At 52.1% G+C, this 14,364-nt stretch carries 16 protein-coding genes and 1 other RNA gene; 8 read left to right on the forward strand and 9 right to left on the reverse strand.

Going from position 1 to position 14,364, the window contains the following annotated elements; genetic code table 11:
* Positions 1-119: 119 nt before the first annotated feature.
* Genes rseC through rpoE form a run of 4 tightly spaced genes read right to left on the reverse strand, consistent with a single transcriptional unit; the run spans position 120 to position 2,799 of the window.
* Positions 120-584, reverse strand: a complete 465-nt coding sequence (gene rseC, locus WCC56_RS03245) for a SoxR-reducing system protein RseC (RefSeq protein ID WP_424691003.1) — start codon at positions 582-584, stop codon at positions 120-122.
* Entirely contained in the window at positions 581-1,537 is a 957-nt protein-coding gene (gene rseB / locus WCC56_RS03250; protein WP_424691004.1) for a sigma-E factor regulatory protein RseB, read from the reverse strand. The genes rseC and rseB overlap by 4 nt, the downstream gene beginning before the upstream one ends.
* Complete coding sequence (gene rseA / locus WCC56_RS03255) at positions 1,537-2,193, reverse strand: anti-sigma-E factor RseA (protein ID WP_424691005.1); 657 nt, start codon at positions 2,191-2,193, stop codon at positions 1,537-1,539. The genes rseB and rseA overlap by 1 nt, the downstream gene beginning before the upstream one ends.
* Before the next feature lie 30 nt (positions 2,194-2,223).
* Positions 2,224-2,799 (reverse strand): RNA polymerase sigma factor RpoE, encoded by a 576-nt coding sequence (rpoE, locus tag WCC56_RS03260; protein WP_424691006.1) that lies wholly within the window; start codon positions 2,797-2,799, stop codon positions 2,224-2,226.
* Positions 2,800-3,270: 471 nt separating this feature from the next.
* Between rpoE and nadB the strand changes: the two genes are divergently transcribed.
* Positions 3,271-4,872 carry an L-aspartate oxidase gene (gene nadB / locus WCC56_RS03265; protein WP_424691007.1) on the forward strand — a complete coding sequence of 534 codons (1,602 nt, stop codon included), beginning with the start codon at positions 3,271-3,273 and terminating at the stop codon, positions 4,870-4,872.
* Here nadB and trmN read toward each other — a convergent pair whose 3' ends face one another.
* The gene (trmN, locus tag WCC56_RS03270) at positions 4,873-5,610 is read right to left on the reverse strand and encodes a tRNA(1)(Val) (adenine(37)-N(6))-methyltransferase TrmN (RefSeq protein ID WP_424691008.1); all 738 of its coding nucleotides are present in this window, start codon (positions 5,608-5,610) and stop codon (positions 4,873-4,875) included. It lies immediately after the preceding gene.
* A 132-nt stretch (positions 5,611-5,742) separates the two neighbouring features.
* On the opposite strand from trmN, the gene srmB reads away from it, so the two are divergent.
* The gene (gene srmB / locus WCC56_RS03275; RefSeq protein WP_424691009.1) at positions 5,743-7,074 is read left to right on the forward strand and encodes an ATP-dependent RNA helicase SrmB; all 1,332 of its coding nucleotides are present in this window, start codon (positions 5,743-5,745) and stop codon (positions 7,072-7,074) included.
* A gap of 244 nt (positions 7,075-7,318) precedes the next feature.
* Here srmB and grcA read toward each other — a convergent pair whose 3' ends face one another.
* A complete protein-coding gene (gene grcA, locus WCC56_RS03280) occupies positions 7,319-7,702 on the reverse strand; it encodes an autonomous glycyl radical cofactor GrcA (RefSeq protein WP_424691010.1) in 384 nt (127 codons plus the stop codon).
* A gap of 281 nt (positions 7,703-7,983) precedes the next feature.
* Here grcA and ung point away from each other — a divergent pair, with 281 nt between their 5' ends.
* Positions 7,984-8,664 carry a uracil-DNA glycosylase gene (gene ung / locus WCC56_RS03285; protein WP_424691011.1) on the forward strand — a complete coding sequence of 227 codons (681 nt, stop codon included), beginning with the start codon at positions 7,984-7,986 and terminating at the stop codon, positions 8,662-8,664.
* A 50-nt stretch (positions 8,665-8,714) separates the two neighbouring features.
* Here the strand turns inward: ung and grpE are convergent, their stop codons facing one another.
* Positions 8,715-9,296: a nucleotide exchange factor GrpE gene (grpE, locus tag WCC56_RS03290; protein ID WP_424691012.1), complete on the reverse strand. Its 582-nt coding sequence runs from the start codon at positions 9,294-9,296 to the stop codon at positions 8,715-8,717.
* A gap of 124 nt (positions 9,297-9,420) precedes the next feature.
* Here grpE and nadK point away from each other — a divergent pair, with 124 nt between their 5' ends.
* From nadK to bamE, 3 genes are all read left to right on the forward strand, one after another.
* Positions 9,421-10,299, forward strand: coding sequence for an NAD(+) kinase (gene nadK, locus WCC56_RS03295; protein ID WP_424691013.1), 879 nt, complete (start codon positions 9,421-9,423; stop codon positions 10,297-10,299).
* Between the two features lie 87 nt (positions 10,300-10,386).
* Positions 10,387-12,048, forward strand: coding sequence for a DNA repair protein RecN (gene recN / locus WCC56_RS03300; RefSeq protein WP_424691014.1), 1,662 nt, complete (start codon positions 10,387-10,389; stop codon positions 12,046-12,048).
* A 153-nt stretch (positions 12,049-12,201) separates the two neighbouring features.
* The gene (bamE, locus tag WCC56_RS03305; RefSeq protein ID WP_424691015.1) at positions 12,202-12,552 is read left to right on the forward strand and encodes an outer membrane protein assembly factor BamE; all 351 of its coding nucleotides are present in this window, start codon (positions 12,202-12,204) and stop codon (positions 12,550-12,552) included.
* A gap of 40 nt (positions 12,553-12,592) precedes the next feature.
* Here the strand turns inward: bamE and WCC56_RS03310 are convergent, their stop codons facing one another.
* Positions 12,593-12,880, reverse strand: coding sequence for an RnfH family protein (locus WCC56_RS03310; protein WP_424691016.1), 288 nt, complete (start codon positions 12,878-12,880; stop codon positions 12,593-12,595).
* The gene (locus WCC56_RS03315) at positions 12,873-13,307 is read right to left on the reverse strand and encodes a type II toxin-antitoxin system RatA family toxin (protein ID WP_424691017.1); all 435 of its coding nucleotides are present in this window, start codon (positions 13,305-13,307) and stop codon (positions 12,873-12,875) included. Before WCC56_RS03315 ends, WCC56_RS03310 begins: the two co-directional genes overlap by 8 nt.
* A 158-nt stretch (positions 13,308-13,465) precedes the next feature.
* On the opposite strand from WCC56_RS03315, the gene smpB reads away from it, so the two are divergent.
* Positions 13,466-13,948 (forward strand): SsrA-binding protein SmpB, encoded by a 483-nt coding sequence (smpB, locus tag WCC56_RS03320; RefSeq protein WP_424691018.1) that lies wholly within the window; start codon positions 13,466-13,468, stop codon positions 13,946-13,948.
* Between the two features lie 52 nt (positions 13,949-14,000).
* Positions 14,001-14,364, forward strand: a transfer-messenger RNA (tmRNA) gene (gene ssrA / locus WCC56_RS03325).

A 14,364-nucleotide genomic window follows, 5' to 3' on the forward strand; every position in this document is an offset into this window, starting at 1 on the left:
TCCGGGGATTTCTTTATGTTTCAGAATAAGCGTCATAAAAATGAGAGCATGATCACTTTTTGTAGAAGGTAAACACCAGCGGAAGGAGAAATCGCCGTGAGCACGGCAGATTATAAAGTTTAACGGTCCATTTCTACACGCAAAGCATCAGGTGGCAGAGCAACACTTAAAATCACCGGCTGAAAGGAGGCCGACTTACCCAGATAACTGGAGATGCCTTTGGCAAGGATAAAGCCGCCAATCCCACCCAGCAATGCGCCTGAAGCAGCGGCCAGATCGCTATGAAACAATGATTGAAACACGCCGGCCAGGATGAATAATCCGACCAGCGGGGTCATGTAGACCAGCAGCGCTGAGCTAAGCAGACTTTTTTCGGCAATGCCCAGTTCAATCCGCTGCCCGGCTTCCAGCGGTTCTACGCTGGCGACTTTCATCACATGAGCGTTTTTGGGCCCGAGTTTATCCAGCATATGGCTGCCGCAGCCCTTCCGCGCAGAACAGCTGCTGCAGGAGGTTTTAATTTCTGAATGCAGCGTGGCTATGCCATTGTTCCAGGAGACCACAGTGGCCCATTCTCTCATCATGGTGTCGATCCTAAATTGACCGCATCTGCAATGCGTTTAGCGGTTGAAGGTGGCAATTCGCCAACTACAGTAATCTCCGCATTATTACGCACTTCAGTCTGCACCGTACGACGCCCAGTGCGCATTAACTGCGGAGAACTGTATTTATCCGCTGCGCTGACGTTGATGGAGAAGCTGAACAAGCCATCAGAGTAAAGACGGGATTCAACCGGTTTGTTCAGTGAAGGGATCTGTCGGCGACTTTGCGTCACTTCTTTCATGCCGGTGGGTAACCAGCCAGCTTTCCAGCTTAACGCCACTTTCTCGCTCTGTGGGACGGACAAGGCTGGAGGAAGCGTGGATTTTTCCAGCCCCCTCATCACATTCTTAACGCCATCATCCACTGCAAAGCTAATTACGCGGTATTGCTCCAGCGTTTCGCCGTCTCTGTCCAGCAAATCGACACGCAGAGGCAGTTTGGTTTCGCTGTCCAGCCAGACGATATAGCTGTAACGGGTTCCATCTCGCGCCACAATGCGGATGACTTCGCACAGCTGATCGGCGATACGCGTCCGCCCAACCGGGACGAAATCATAGTCATCGGCTAGCTTACGGAAATCGGCATAAACGAGGGAAGGCAGTGAATCGACAATATGATCGCCCGGTAAAGTGAAAGGCTCCAGGCCAGGTTCGAAATAACTGATTTCGCTCCCTCGCTGAATAATCTCACGGCGCGGACCATCCATCTGCAGCAGCTGAGCGTAAATTTTGTCGCCCAGCATGGCATGACGATAACGTAAGGATTCAATCCCTAACCGTGAAACGTTGATATAGGCGAATTCATAACTGAGAGACTGGCTGGCCTGCTCCATCTGTTGCAAGAGCGCCCCGGAGGTGGTTGATTCCGCCGGGGCGACACTGGAGTACATCAGGCTGCCAGCCATAAGGCTGACGGCACACCAAAGTTGCTTCATTACTGCTGCTGAATTCCTAACGACTGATTACCGGGAACCTGAACAGCGGCCTGCTGTTCGGGCGCCTGCTCAAACTGAAGCTGGTCGGAATGCAAACGACGCTGCAATTCATAGTCCTGCAGCATGGCGTTTACGCGACGACGCGAGTCCTGAACCTGCTGGCTGGCAGTGGTATTATTGGTCGCGCTTTCAGCAGAAGGCACGCCAAGGCTGACTGGTGAAGCCTGCCCCATCATCGGCAGCGTGTTAAATACCGGCGAATCTGACTGCGGCTGACCATTCTGTGGCTGGTTGTAATGCTGAACACCCACAATCACGGCCAGTGACACGCAGGCAGCAACGCCAACCTGTGTGAGCTGGGCTGCCCATGGACGCACTTTGTGCCAGAAAGGCATAGTTTCATAGCGTTCTGGTTTTGGTTGCGCTTCAGGGATCAGCGTCGTGGTTTTGTGGACCGGCTCAAGTTCAATGGCGGCGGCAACGCGTGCGGCAATATCGAAATGCATAACCTGAGCAACGTCGCCACGCATTGTGTCGCGGATCAGGTGGTAGCTTTCCCAATTTTTCTGCAGCGTAGCGTCTTTAGACAATGCGGATAAAACTTCATTATCTAAAGCCTCACCATCCATTAAAGCGGAAAGTTGTTCTTTCTGCATGCCTCAGTACCCTTCCTGTGTACGCTATGACTAGCGTTGGATAAGCGGTTGAATTTTATTATCAATAGCTTCTCGCGCACGGAAAATACGGGAACGTACCGTACCTACCGGACAATCCATAATGGCGGCTATCTCTTCATAGCTCAAACCATCCAACTCCCTGAGGGTGATCGCCATGCGGAGATCTTCAGGCAGCGTCTCAATGGTGCGAAAAACTATCTGCTTCAATTCTTCAGACAACATTAAGTTCTCAGGGTTCGAAATTTCTTTCAGTGCACCTGCACTTTCGAAGTTTTCTGCGTCAATCGCATCCACATCGCTGGCCGGTGGACGACGCCCCTGAGCAACCAGGTAATTTTTGGCCGTATTGACGGCAATCCTGTAGAGCCAGGTATAAAACGCACTGTCGCCGCGGAAAGATTCCAGCGCACGATAGGCTTTTATAAAGGATTCCTGCACTACGTCAGGGACATCTCCGGAGGGGACATAGCGGGAAACCAGACTCGCCACTTTGTGCTGGTAGCGAACCACCAGTAAATTAAAGGCCTTCTGATCTCCTTTCTGTACTCGCTCAACGAGGACCTGATCCGTTAACTGCTCGCTCATCCGAGGTAATGTCTCCCCAAATCATGTTCCACGCGTTTTTGAACTTCCCGCAATAACTCATATTTTTCGAGCAAGCATGCGCTTTGAGTGATCATCATGAGTAAAGTTCCGTTGCGCCATTTTAATTGTGATGTTTAGCCGGAAAGGATAAATCAGCGATCATTTTTATGATTTCTGACTGATTAAGCAGCCACTGCCCCCTTTGCTCTTTTGCCTGTTGGCATAAAGAGTCCCGTCAACGCCGCAGAGTACCCCATGAACACCGTTTTTTCACCTTAAAATCACGGTAATCCAAGCCTGTTCTCAATATTAAACCTTATTGCCGCTGAATTGACGCAAATTGACTTAATTCTTACATTTACCAAACTCTCGGTCAGCTCACACTCTGCCTGTTGATCACGAAAAAGCCTTTTTTTGCGCCGAAGTTGAGTGCTATGCTCAGCAAACAACCTGTTTAGTAAATTAAACACTATGACTTCTTCATCTGAATACAGCTGTGACGTGTTGATCATTGGTAGCGGTGCCGCGGGCTTAACATTGGCCTTACGCCTGGCTGAAAAGCATCAGGTCACCGTGTTGAGTAAGGGCCCGGTCAGCGAAGGGTCAACCTTCTACGCTCAGGGCGGGATTGCTGCTGTCTTCGATGAGACGGACAGTATTGAATCCCATGTTGAAGATACCCTGATTGCTGGCGGAGGGCTTTGCGATCGCGATGCGGTCTCCTTCATTGCCAGCAATGCGCGCCATTGTGTTCAGTGGCTGATTGATAACGGTATGCTGTTTGATAAAGAAAACCCGGATAACTCGGAAGGCCGTTATCATCTGACCCGCGAAGGCGGCCACAGCCACCGCAGAATTCTACACAGTGCTGATGCTACAGGGCGCGCGGTGGAAACTACGCTGGTCAGCCAGGCGCTAAGCCACCCTAATATTCGCATTATTGAGCGCAGCAATGCGGTCGATTTGATTGTGTCCGACAAAATTGGTTTGCCAGGCGAACGTCGCGTGGTCGGAGCCTATATCTGGAACCGCAAACGCGAAAAAGTAGAAACCTGTCGGGCTCGCTCAGTGGTGCTGGCAACAGGCGGGGCTGCAAAGGTGTATCAGTACACCACCAATCCGGATGTCGCCTCCGGTGACGGAATTGCCATGGCCTGGCGTGCAGGCTGTCGTGTAGCGAACCTTGAGTTCAACCAGTTCCATCCAACCTGTCTGTTCCATCCCGACGCGAGGAATTTCCTGTTAACGGAAGCGCTGCGTGGTGAAGGCGCTATCCTTAAGCGTCCTGATGGCAGCCGTTTCATGCCCGAATTCGACGAACGTGCTGAGCTTGCCCCGCGTGACATCGTCGCCCGCGCTATCGACCACGAAATGAAACGCCTCGGCGCGGACTGCATGTATCTGGATATCAGCCATAAACCGGCTGATTTCATCCGCGCCCATTTCCCGATGATTGATGAAAAACTGCAAACGCTGGGCTTTGACTTAACCAAGGAGCCGATCCCAATCGTCCCGGCAGCCCACTACACCTGCGGCGGTGTCGTCGTTGATCAGCAAGGCCTGACAGATATCACCGGGCTGTATGCCATTGGCGAAGTCAGCTACACCGGCTTGCATGGCGCGAACCGACTGGCCTCAAACTCCTTGCTGGAATGTCTGGTGTATGGCTGGTCTGCCGCTGAGCACATCAATCTGCATCTGCAGGACGCCAGCATGCCGGAAGAGTTGCCACAATGGGATGAAAGCCGGGTCGATGATTCTGATGAACGCGTAGTGATCCAGCATAACTGGCACGAGCTTCGCCTGTTAATGTGGGATTACGTAGGGATTGTGCGCACCACCAAACGCCTTGAGCGAGCGCTGCGCCGCATTAACATGCTTCAACAGGAAATTGACGAGTACTACGCTAACTTCCGCATCTCCAACAATTTGCTTGAGCTGCGAAATCTGGTTCAGGTTGCTGAGTTGATTGTCCGCTGTGCGATGGAGAGAAAAGAGAGCCGGGGTCTGCATTACACACTCGACTATCCAAACTTGCTGGACGAGGCTAAACCTACCCTGCTCTCGCCGTAATTAGCGGAACAGGTAGAAGTCGCGCGTCAGGCTGCAATGCGCTTCGGAATAATTGTGGTCTGGCCCGCGAATGGTCATGCGGTCAACAAACAGCTCACCAGGCTTAGGTGACAGCGCCAGCAGCACACGATTTGGCGGGCGCATTTCAGTGTCTGAAATATCCGTCCGGCAATGAAGATGCCAGCCGCGCTGTTGGGCCAGTTCAACCAACTTATCCCCCGCCGTTGCCGGCAGCACCACACAGAAAAACCCTTCTTCAGTGATTAACTCTTCTGCGCAGCCCAGCAACACATCGTGAGTTAAATCCGTGGTATAACGAGCTGAAGCGCGTTCAGGGCTGGCACAATCAACACCTGGAACAAAGTAAGGCGGATTACTGACTATCAGCGAATACCGCTGATCGGCCTTTTTTGACCAAAGAACGATGTCATCCTGCCAGATATGAATTCTGTTTGCCCATGGCGAAGCGGCGGCATTTTCCTTCGCTTGTCCTGCGGCCTGCTCGTCCAGCTCAACGGCATCGACCTCAACATCTTGCCCGGTTCGCTGCGCCAGCATCAGCGCGATCAGTCCGCTGCCGGTACCGATATCCAGTACGCGTTGCGCACCTGCTACTGGCGCCCAGGCACCCAGCAAAACGCCATCGGTTCCCACCTTCATCGCACAGCGATCGTGGGCGACAAAAAACTGTTTGAAGGTAAAACCGTTGGCGCGAAGAACCGCTTTCTGTTGAGACATTTGACTGACCTGAAATGGAAACGGCGCTAGCATAGGACAATATCCAGGGAAGGAAAAGTCATTAAGACCACACAAACAGATGAAGATCGTGTTCAATCTGTCTATAATCAGCGCCCCAAACTGAGGTAGACCATGACTGTAACCACTTTTTCCGAACTCGAACTTGATGAAAGCCTGCTGAAAGCTCTGCAGGACAAGGGCTATACACGCCCTACGGCTATCCAGGCCGCTGCGATCCCGCCTGCACTGGAGGGTCGTGACGTTCTGGGTTCGGCACCAACCGGTACAGGCAAAACGGCGGCTTATCTGCTGCCCGTGCTTCAGCATCTGCTCGACTTCCCCCGTAAAAAATCCGGGCCGCCGCGCGTTCTGATCTTAACCCCTACTCGCGAACTGGCGATGCAGGTTGCCGATCAGGCCCGTGAGCTTGCCAAATATACCCATCTGGATATCGCGACGATAACCGGTGGCGTTGCGTATATGAACCACGCGGAAGTGTTCAGCGAAAACCAGGACGTGGTGGTAGCAACCACTGGCCGTCTGTTGCAGTACATCAAAGAAGAGAACTTTGACTGCCGCGCGGTAGAATCGCTGATCCTTGATGAAGCGGACCGTATGCTGGACATGGGCTTTGCCCAGGATATCGAAACCATTGCGGCTGAAACTCGCTGGCGCAAGCAGACGTTGCTGTTCTCCGCAACGCTGGAAGGCGAAGCCATCAGAGACTTCTCTGAACGTCTGCTGAACGAGCCGGAAGAAATTGAAGCCGATCCGGCCCGCCGCGAACGTAAAAAAATTCTGCAGTGGTACTACCGTGCGGATGACATTAAGCATAAAACCGCACTGCTGATCCACATGCTGAAACAGCCTGAAGTCACTCGTTCAGTGGTATTTGTGCGTAAACGTGAGCGTGTGCACGAGCTGTGTGGCTGGCTGCGTGAAGCTGGCATCAACACCAGCTATCTGGAAGGCGAACTGGAGCAGTTCAAGCGCAACGAAGCGATCAAACGTGTAGTCGATGGGCGTGTAAACGTGATGGTCGCTACCGATATAGCCGCACGCGGTATCGACATCGAAGATGTCAGCCACGTGTTCAACTTCGATATGCCACGCACTTCCGATACCTATCTGCACCGTATTGGCCGTACTGGGCGTGCTGGTAAGAAAGGCATTGCGATTTCTCTTGTCGAAGCGCACGACAACGTGTTGCTGGGTAAAGTGACTCGCTACATTAAAGAGCCGCTGAAATCACGCACCATTGACGAGCTGCGCCCAACAACGCGCCCGCCTAGCGAGAAGCTGAACGGCAAGCCGTCGAAGAAAGTGCTGGCAAAGCGTAAAGAGCAGAAACAGACCGAAGCGAAAGACGCCCAGCCACGTGCTAAAGAGCGCCACCGTGATACCAGGAATATTGGTAAGCGTCGCAAACCAACGGCTGTTGCCAAACCGGACAGTGCTGAATAATTGCACCGCACAACAAAAAACCGCCCTCATCAGGCGGTTTTTTTAGGACTGTCATTCAGTAAAATAACGCTTACGACCCCTTTTCAGGGTGAGCACAACCATTATCACCTTCGAAATTTTCAACCTGAATGCAACAAATCCTTATTTTAAATAACTTTCATTGCATTACAGAGAAAATCACAGTGGTGCACTTTTCAACACGCCACCTGTTTTCATGACTATTACTGTGGATTTTTGCCGATCTTTACAGACTTTCTGTGAAGGTACGGGCAATAACGTCACGTTGCTGTTCTGGCGTCAATGAATTGAAACGCACGGCATAGCCAGAAACGCGGATGGTCAGCTGAGGATACTTTTCTGGGTGATCAACGGCATCCTGTAAGGTCTCGCGGCGCAGGACGTTAACGTTCAGATGTTGCCCGCCTTCCACACGCACTTCCGGCTTCACTTCCAATGGAATTTCACGGTATTCGATCTGACCTAAGTCACTGACCGGGACTACCTGATCTTCGCTGTAACCTGCTTTGGCGCAGACGCAACGTGCTTCAGCTTTCTCGTCGTCCAACAGCCAGAATGAGTTCAGCAGACCGGCGTTAGATGCTTTGGTAATTTGAATTCCGGTAATCATGATTGTGCCTCCAGGCAGGTGCGGGCTGATAACTATCAGCAAGGATAAATGAACAGGATAAACTTACATCCGATCTGTATATCAGCCTGAGAGTGGTGTTTCTTTGACCAAAATCAATATCGAGCCACTTACAAAAAGAGACTCTTGAGCAACTTTATGATTTATCTCAATTTTCGCCAACCTCTTGTTTCATATTTTTTTGAAAAATATCAACATTATTTTAAGTTTTACCGGTTGCGGATCCACGTTAAGCTACGGGGCAAAACGTTAAGGAGGCGAAAATGGTCAACACACTGACCTGGCACGACGTGCTGGCAGAGGAAAAAGAGAAGCCCTATTTTATTGAGACGCTGGCTAAAGTGGCTAACGAGCGCGCGTCGGGCAAAATCGTCTATCCGCCTCAAAAAGATGTGTTCAATGCGCTGCGTATGACTGAATTAGGCGACATCAAAGTGGTGATCCTCGGACAGGATCCCTATCACGGGCCCAATCAGGCTCACGGCCTGGCCTTCTCTGTACTGCCTGGCGTGGCTGTACCGCCCTCACTGGTAAATATGTATAAAGAGCTGGTGACAGACATTCCAGGCTTTGTACGCCCGCAGCACGGCTTCCTGGAGAGCTGGGCGCGTCAGGGCGTGATGCTGCTCAACACGGTGCTGACTGTTGAAGGCGGCAATGCGCATTCACATGCAAAGTTTGGCTGGGAAACCTTCACTGACAGAGTGATCGGTGCGATTAACGAACACCGCGAAGGGGTGGTATTCCTGCTGTGGGGAGCCCACGCGCAGAAGAAGGGAAGCATTATTGATCGCCAGCGACACCATGTATTGCTGGCCCCTCACCCTTCCCCACTCTCTGCCCATCGCGGCTTTTTTGGCAGCGGCCATTTCTCCAGCACCAACGAGTGGCTGGAGCAGCACGGCGAAAAACCGATCGACTGGCAGCCCGTTTTGCCGGAATAACAGCATAAAAAAAAGCACCCGAAGGTGCTTTTTTTACTGGTGCCGGGCATTTATGCCTTGGCTTTCGCTACGGCAACCATCGCCGGACGAAGCAGACGGCCATTCAGCGTGTAACCTCGTTGCATCACCATCAGAACGTGGTTAGGGGCTACATCATCAGATTCCATCATCGACATCGCCTGGTGCAATTCAGGGTTGAACGGCACGTTAACGTCGCCAATCACTTCCACACCGAATTTACGCACGGCACCTAACAGAGATTTCTGCGTCAGCTCAATCCCTTCGATCATCGAGGCCAGTTCAGGATTGCTCTTGTCAGCCACTTCCAACGCGCGCTCCAGGCTATCGATCACTGGCAGCAGTTCGTTGGCAAATTTTTCCAGCGCAAATTTGTGCGCTTTTTCGACGTCCACTTCAGCACGGCGACGGATGTTCTCAATCTCAGCCTGGGCACGGATTTGGGCTTCACGTACGCCGCCCTGAGACTGAGCCAGCTGGACTTCCAGCTCGGCAATACGCTCGTCACGTGGATCAACCGCTTCGGCTGTATCAGCGCCCTGATTCTGCGCCTGCTCCATCTCGATTTCGTCTGAGACTTGCTCGTTTGGGGTGTTATGTTCTTTACTACTCATGAATTTCTCCGCGTTTATGCACATTCATCTCGCTGGTTCGCTTATTATGGGGATCAGAACTGCGGTTTCAAGGGAACCCGTCACATTGTCTGAGGTAGTTTACCTCATGAGGAACGCCAGCATCATGAACAAACATTTCAACTGCATCGGTATTGTGGGCCATCCGCGCCATCCTACCGCGTTGACGACACACGAGATGCTCTACCGCTGGCTGACAACTAAAGGCTACGAGGTGATCATTGAGCAGCAGATCGCCCGCGAGCTGAATTTGACGGACGTAGAAACCGGAACGTTGGCTGAAATTGGTCAGCGCGCAGATCTTGCCGTAGTCGTTGGCGGTGATGGCAACATGCTGGGCGCGGCGCGGGTACTGGCCCGATACGATATCAAAGTTATTGGGATTAACCGTGGCAATCTTGGGTTCCTGACGGACCTCGACCCGGATAATGCCCAACAACAGCTAGCCGACGTGCTGGAAGGGAAATACATCACAGAGAGCCGCTTCCTGCTTGAAGCACAGGTTTGTCGCCAGGGCCGTGAACCCCGTATTGGTACAGCGATTAACGAAGTGGTGCTGCACCCGGGCAAAGTCGCCCATATGATTGAGTTCGAGGTCTACATTGATGAGTCCTTTGCCTTCTCTCAACGTTCTGATGGCCTGATTATCTCCACACCAACCGGTTCTACGGCCTATTCGCTTTCAGCGGGCGGCCCAATTTTAACGCCTTCTCTGGATGCTATCGCTATTGTGCCGATGTTCCCGCATACACTCTCAGCACGGCCATTGGTGATTAACAGCAGCAGTACCATTCGTCTGCGTTTTTCCCATATGCGCAGCGACCTGGAAGTGAGCTGTGACAGCCAGATTGCGCTGCCCATTCAGGAAGGTGAAGACGTGTTGATCCGCAGGAATAACGATCACCTCAATCTTATCCACCCGCAAAACTACAACTATTTCAATACGCTGAGCTCTAAACTCGCCTGGTCGAAAAAATTGTTTTAAAAACCAGCGTCAGCTACTTTACTGGTTATAAAACCAGTATATACTGTATGGAAAACCATATCTGTGTTTACATACAGGAATACCATTATGCTGGCACAACTGACCATCAGTAATTTTGCGATTGTTCGTGAACTTGAAATCGATTTTCAGCGTGGCATGACCGCCATCACCGGAGAGACCGGCGCCGGGAAATCCATTGCTATTGATGCGCTCGGCTTGTGCCTTGGCGGTCGGGCGGAAGCGGATATGGTTCGCCTTGGCGCTTCCCGCGCCGATATCTGCGCCCGCTTCTCATTGAAAGACACCCCTTCTGCCCTGCAATGGCTGGTTGATAACCAGCTTGATGAAGGCAATGAGTGCCTGCTACGCCGGGTAATCAGCAGTGATGGGCGCTCTCGCGGTTTTATCAACGGGACGGCGGTTCCCCTTTCTCAGTTACGTGACCTGGGTCAGTTACTGATCCAGATCCACGGCCAACATGCTCACCAGCTGCTGTTGAAACCTGAACACCAGAAAACCTTGCTCGACGGCTACGCCGGAGAAACGGGACTGATGCAGGAAATGGCTGTCAGCTATCGTGCCTGGCACCAAAGCTGCCGTGTACTGGCTCAGCATCAGCAACTCTCTCAGGAACGCGAAGCTCGCCGTGAGCTTTTGCAGTATCAGTTGAAAGAGCTGAACGAATTCGCGCCAGTGACCGGCGAATATGAAGCGATTGATGAAGAGTACAAGCGTCTGGCCAACAGCGGTCAGCTGCTTTCCACCAGTCAGCAGGCTCTGATGCTACTGGCTGACGGCGAGGAGATGACTTTGCAGAATCAGCTGTACACGGCGCAGCAACTGCTTAGCGAGCTGCTGACGATGGATGACAAGCTCAGCGGCGTGTACAAACTGTTGGATGAAGCCGCCATTCAAATCAGTGAAGCCAGCGATGAGCTGCGTCACTATTGTGAGCGTCTGGATCTCGATCCTAATCGTCTGCATGAACTGGAGCAGCGGATCTCTAAACAGATCGCTCTGGCACGCAAACACCATATTTCCCCTGAAGAGCTGCCGCTCTTCCATCAGCAGTTGCTGGAAGAGCAAAGTCTCCTCGATCAGCAGGAGAGCGATCAGGATGAACTGACGCAGACCGTCGCTCGCCATCATCGTGCGGCGATGACCTGTGCTGAGCAGTTGCATCAGCGCCGGGTGCATTTCGCGGAAGAACTGAGCCGCCTGATTGGCGAGAGCATGCATGCGCTTTCCATGCCACACGGTAGGCTGGGTATTGAAGTGTTATTCAATGCCGATCATCTGACCGCCGAAGGAGCAGACCGCATTGATTTCCGCGTGACCACTAACCCTGGTCAGCCGCTTCAGCCGCTGTCTAAAGTTGCCTCTGGCGGTGAGCTATCGCGTATTGCGCTGGCCATTCAGGTGATCACTGCACGTAAGATGGATACGCCAGCGTTGATTTTCGATGAGGTGGATGTGGGCATCAGTGGTCCTACAGCCGCCGTTGTCGGCAAGATGCTGCGTCAACTGGGCGAATCCACTCAGGTGATGTGTGTAACCCACCTTCCGCAGGTTGCGGGCTGTGGTAATCATCATTTCTACGTCAGTAAAGAGACCGATGGTGAAATGACGGAAACCCATATGCAGCCGCTGGATAAACGTGCCCGACTGCAGGAACTGGCCCGTCTGCTGGGCGGTAGCGAGGTGACTCGCAACACGCTGGCGAACGCAAAGGAGCTTTTAGCAGCCTGATTGCCGCACTTTTTTGGCCTGTTGTGGTCATATCCTTGCTCCGTAGAGGTTTCAAACTGCGGAAAGGTTTATTATCATCGTCTTCTTACGCTGTAATCGTCGCGAATGTTCGATGCAGCCAGATTGTTGGCCCGAAAAGGAATAGAGATACTTATGCGCTGTAAAACGCTGACTGCTGCGGCGGTGGTTCTTCTGATGATGACTGCTGGATGTTCCACTCTGGAGCGAGTGGTTTACCGCCCGGACATCAACCAGGGCAACTACCTGGTTGCGAATGACGTTTCCAAAATTCATACCGGCATGACGCAACAGCAGGTGGCTTACACCCTGGGCACGCCGATGATGCGCGACCCGTTTGGTAGCAACGTCTGGTATTACGTGTTCCGTCAGGAGCCAGGCCATGAGCCTGTGACTCAGCAGACGCTGACGCTGACCTTTGATGGTAGCGGTACGCTGACCAATATTGATAACAAGCCAACCCTGAACGGCAAGAAAAGCGGTTAACAGCAGGCTTGTTGATGAAATCGTAAGGCGCTAAGGCGCCTTATTTTTTTGCCGCACGTTCGGCGCGCTGGCGGCGGAGTTCTTTCGGGTCAGCCAGTAGCGGACGATAAATCTCAATACGATCGCCACTGTGCACTTCATCCGCCAGTTTTACCGGGCGACTAAAAATACCCACTTTGTTGCTGGCGAGGTTGATATCGCTTCTGAGTTCAAGAATGCCGGAAGCTTTGATGGCCTCCTCCACAGTCGAACCCTCTTCCACGTTAACCGTGTACAGATACTGTTTTTCTGGCAGTGCATAAACCACTTCAACCGCGATATCAGGCACTGTAGACCTCTTTCGCGCGTTTGGTAAACGCCTGCACCATGCTGCTTGCCAGTTCTTTAAAGACCCGCCCGAAGGCCAGTTCTACCAGCATATTGGTGAACTCAAAATCCAGGCTCAACTCAACCTTACAGGCATCTTCACTGAGCGCAGTGAACTTCCAGCCGCCGGTTAATTTGCGGAACGGGCCATCAACCAGGTGCATAGCAATGCTCTGGTTATCTGTCAGCGTATTGCGCGTGACAAACGTTTTGCTGATCCCAGCCTTAGAGACATCTACCGAAGCGGTCATCTGCTGTTCGCTGGCATCAAGAATACGGCTACCGGTACACCCTGGTAGAAATTCCGGGTAGGCATCCACATCATTTACCAACCGGAACATCTGCTCTGCGCTGTAGGGCACCAACGCGGAACGACTAATCTGAGACATAACGTTTCCTGTTAATCTTCAACTTTCCAATAATACCATTGCCGGCAGGCAAACAAAAATTCTCAGCCGCCAGCGTTCTGCTAAAATAGCGCTTTTCCCCGTCTCGTTTGTTACAGGGGATGCCTTCAATCACTGCTTCATGTAAACTAAGTGGCACTATGACTAAGAAAAAAGCACATAAACCCGGTTCCGCTACCATTGCCATGAACAAACGGGCCCGCCATGAATACTTCATTGAAGATGAATTCGAAGCGGGACTGTCGCTCCAGGGATGGGAAGTCAAATCACTCCGCGCCGGTAAGGCTAACATCAGTGAAAGCTACATTATGCTGCGTGATGGTGAAGCCTTTCTGTTCGGAGCAACATTCCAGGCGCTGATTGGTGCATCTTCTCATGTGGTCTGCGACCCTACTCGTACCCGCAAGCTTCTGCTTAAGGAACGAGAACTCGCCGTCCTGTTCGATAAGGCAAACCGTGATGGTTACACCATCGTGGCCTTATCGCTGTACTGGAAAAATGCCTGGGCCAAGCTGAAAATCGGCATAGCTAAAGGTAAGAAAGAGCACGATAAGCGCGGTGACATCAAAGATCGCGAATGGAAGACCGACAAAGCACGTATCATGAAACACGCCAATCGCTAAGCCTCTGGCGTAGCGACAGGTTTTTCTGTTATACTGCTTCACAGTAGTACATGGGGCTGATTCTGGATTCGACAGGATTTGCGAAGCCCTAGGAGCATGCCGAGGGGCGGTTTGCCTCGTTAAAAGCCGCAAAAAAATAGTTGCAAACGACGAAAACTACGCACTAGCAGCTTAATAACCTGCTCAGAGCCCTCTCTCCCTAGCCTCCGTTCTTAGGACGGGGATCAAGAGAGGTCAAAAACAAAAGAACTCGTGTGGATGTCCTGCCTGGGGCTGAAACACTAAATCTAATCAGGCTAGTTGGTTAGTGGCGTGTCCGTTCGCAGCTAACCGGCGAATGTAAAGACTGGACTAAGCATGTAGTGCCGACGGTGTAGTAATTCTGGACGCGGGTTCAACTCCCGCCAGCTCCACCA

The sequence above is a fragment of the Erwinia sp. genome, from assembly GCF_049696395.1.
Lineage (GTDB): Bacteria > Pseudomonadota > Gammaproteobacteria > Enterobacterales > Enterobacteriaceae > Erwinia.

What these genes read in the sequence shown, in the direction of transcription:
- bamE (WP_424691015.1), top strand. Translation starts at nt 12,202, where the DNA reads ATGCGCTGTAAAACGCTGACTGCTGCGGCGGTGGTTCTTCTGATGATG.
- grcA (WP_424691010.1), bottom strand. Translation starts at nt 7,702, where the DNA reads ATGATTACCGGAATTCAAATTACCAAAGCATCTAACGCCGGTCTGCTG.
- rseC (WP_424691003.1), bottom strand. Translation starts at nt 584, where the DNA reads ATGATGAGAGAATGGGCCACTGTGGTCTCCTGGAACAATGGCATAGCC.
- nadK (WP_424691013.1), top strand. Translation starts at nt 9,421, where the DNA reads ATGAACAAACATTTCAACTGCATCGGTATTGTGGGCCATCCGCGCCAT.
- nadB (WP_424691007.1), top strand. Translation starts at nt 3,271, where the DNA reads ATGACTTCTTCATCTGAATACAGCTGTGACGTGTTGATCATTGGTAGC.
- ung (WP_424691011.1), top strand. Translation starts at nt 7,984, where the DNA reads ATGGTCAACACACTGACCTGGCACGACGTGCTGGCAGAGGAAAAAGAG.
- trmN (WP_424691008.1), bottom strand. Translation starts at nt 5,610, where the DNA reads ATGTCTCAACAGAAAGCGGTTCTTCGCGCCAACGGTTTTACCTTCAAA.
- smpB (WP_424691018.1), top strand. Translation starts at nt 13,466, where the DNA reads ATGACTAAGAAAAAAGCACATAAACCCGGTTCCGCTACCATTGCCATG.
- WCC56_RS03315 (WP_424691017.1), bottom strand. Translation starts at nt 13,307, where the DNA reads ATGTCTCAGATTAGTCGTTCCGCGTTGGTGCCCTACAGCGCAGAGCAG.
- srmB (WP_424691009.1), top strand. Translation starts at nt 5,743, where the DNA reads ATGACTGTAACCACTTTTTCCGAACTCGAACTTGATGAAAGCCTGCTG.
- rseA (WP_424691005.1), bottom strand. Translation starts at nt 2,193, where the DNA reads ATGCAGAAAGAACAACTTTCCGCTTTAATGGATGGTGAGGCTTTAGAT.
- recN (WP_424691014.1), top strand. Translation starts at nt 10,387, where the DNA reads ATGCTGGCACAACTGACCATCAGTAATTTTGCGATTGTTCGTGAACTT.
- rpoE (WP_424691006.1), bottom strand. Translation starts at nt 2,799, where the DNA reads ATGAGCGAGCAGTTAACGGATCAGGTCCTCGTTGAGCGAGTACAGAAA.
- grpE (WP_424691012.1), bottom strand. Translation starts at nt 9,296, where the DNA reads ATGAGTAGTAAAGAACATAACACCCCAAACGAGCAAGTCTCAGACGAA.
- rseB (WP_424691004.1), bottom strand. Translation starts at nt 1,537, where the DNA reads ATGAAGCAACTTTGGTGTGCCGTCAGCCTTATGGCTGGCAGCCTGATG.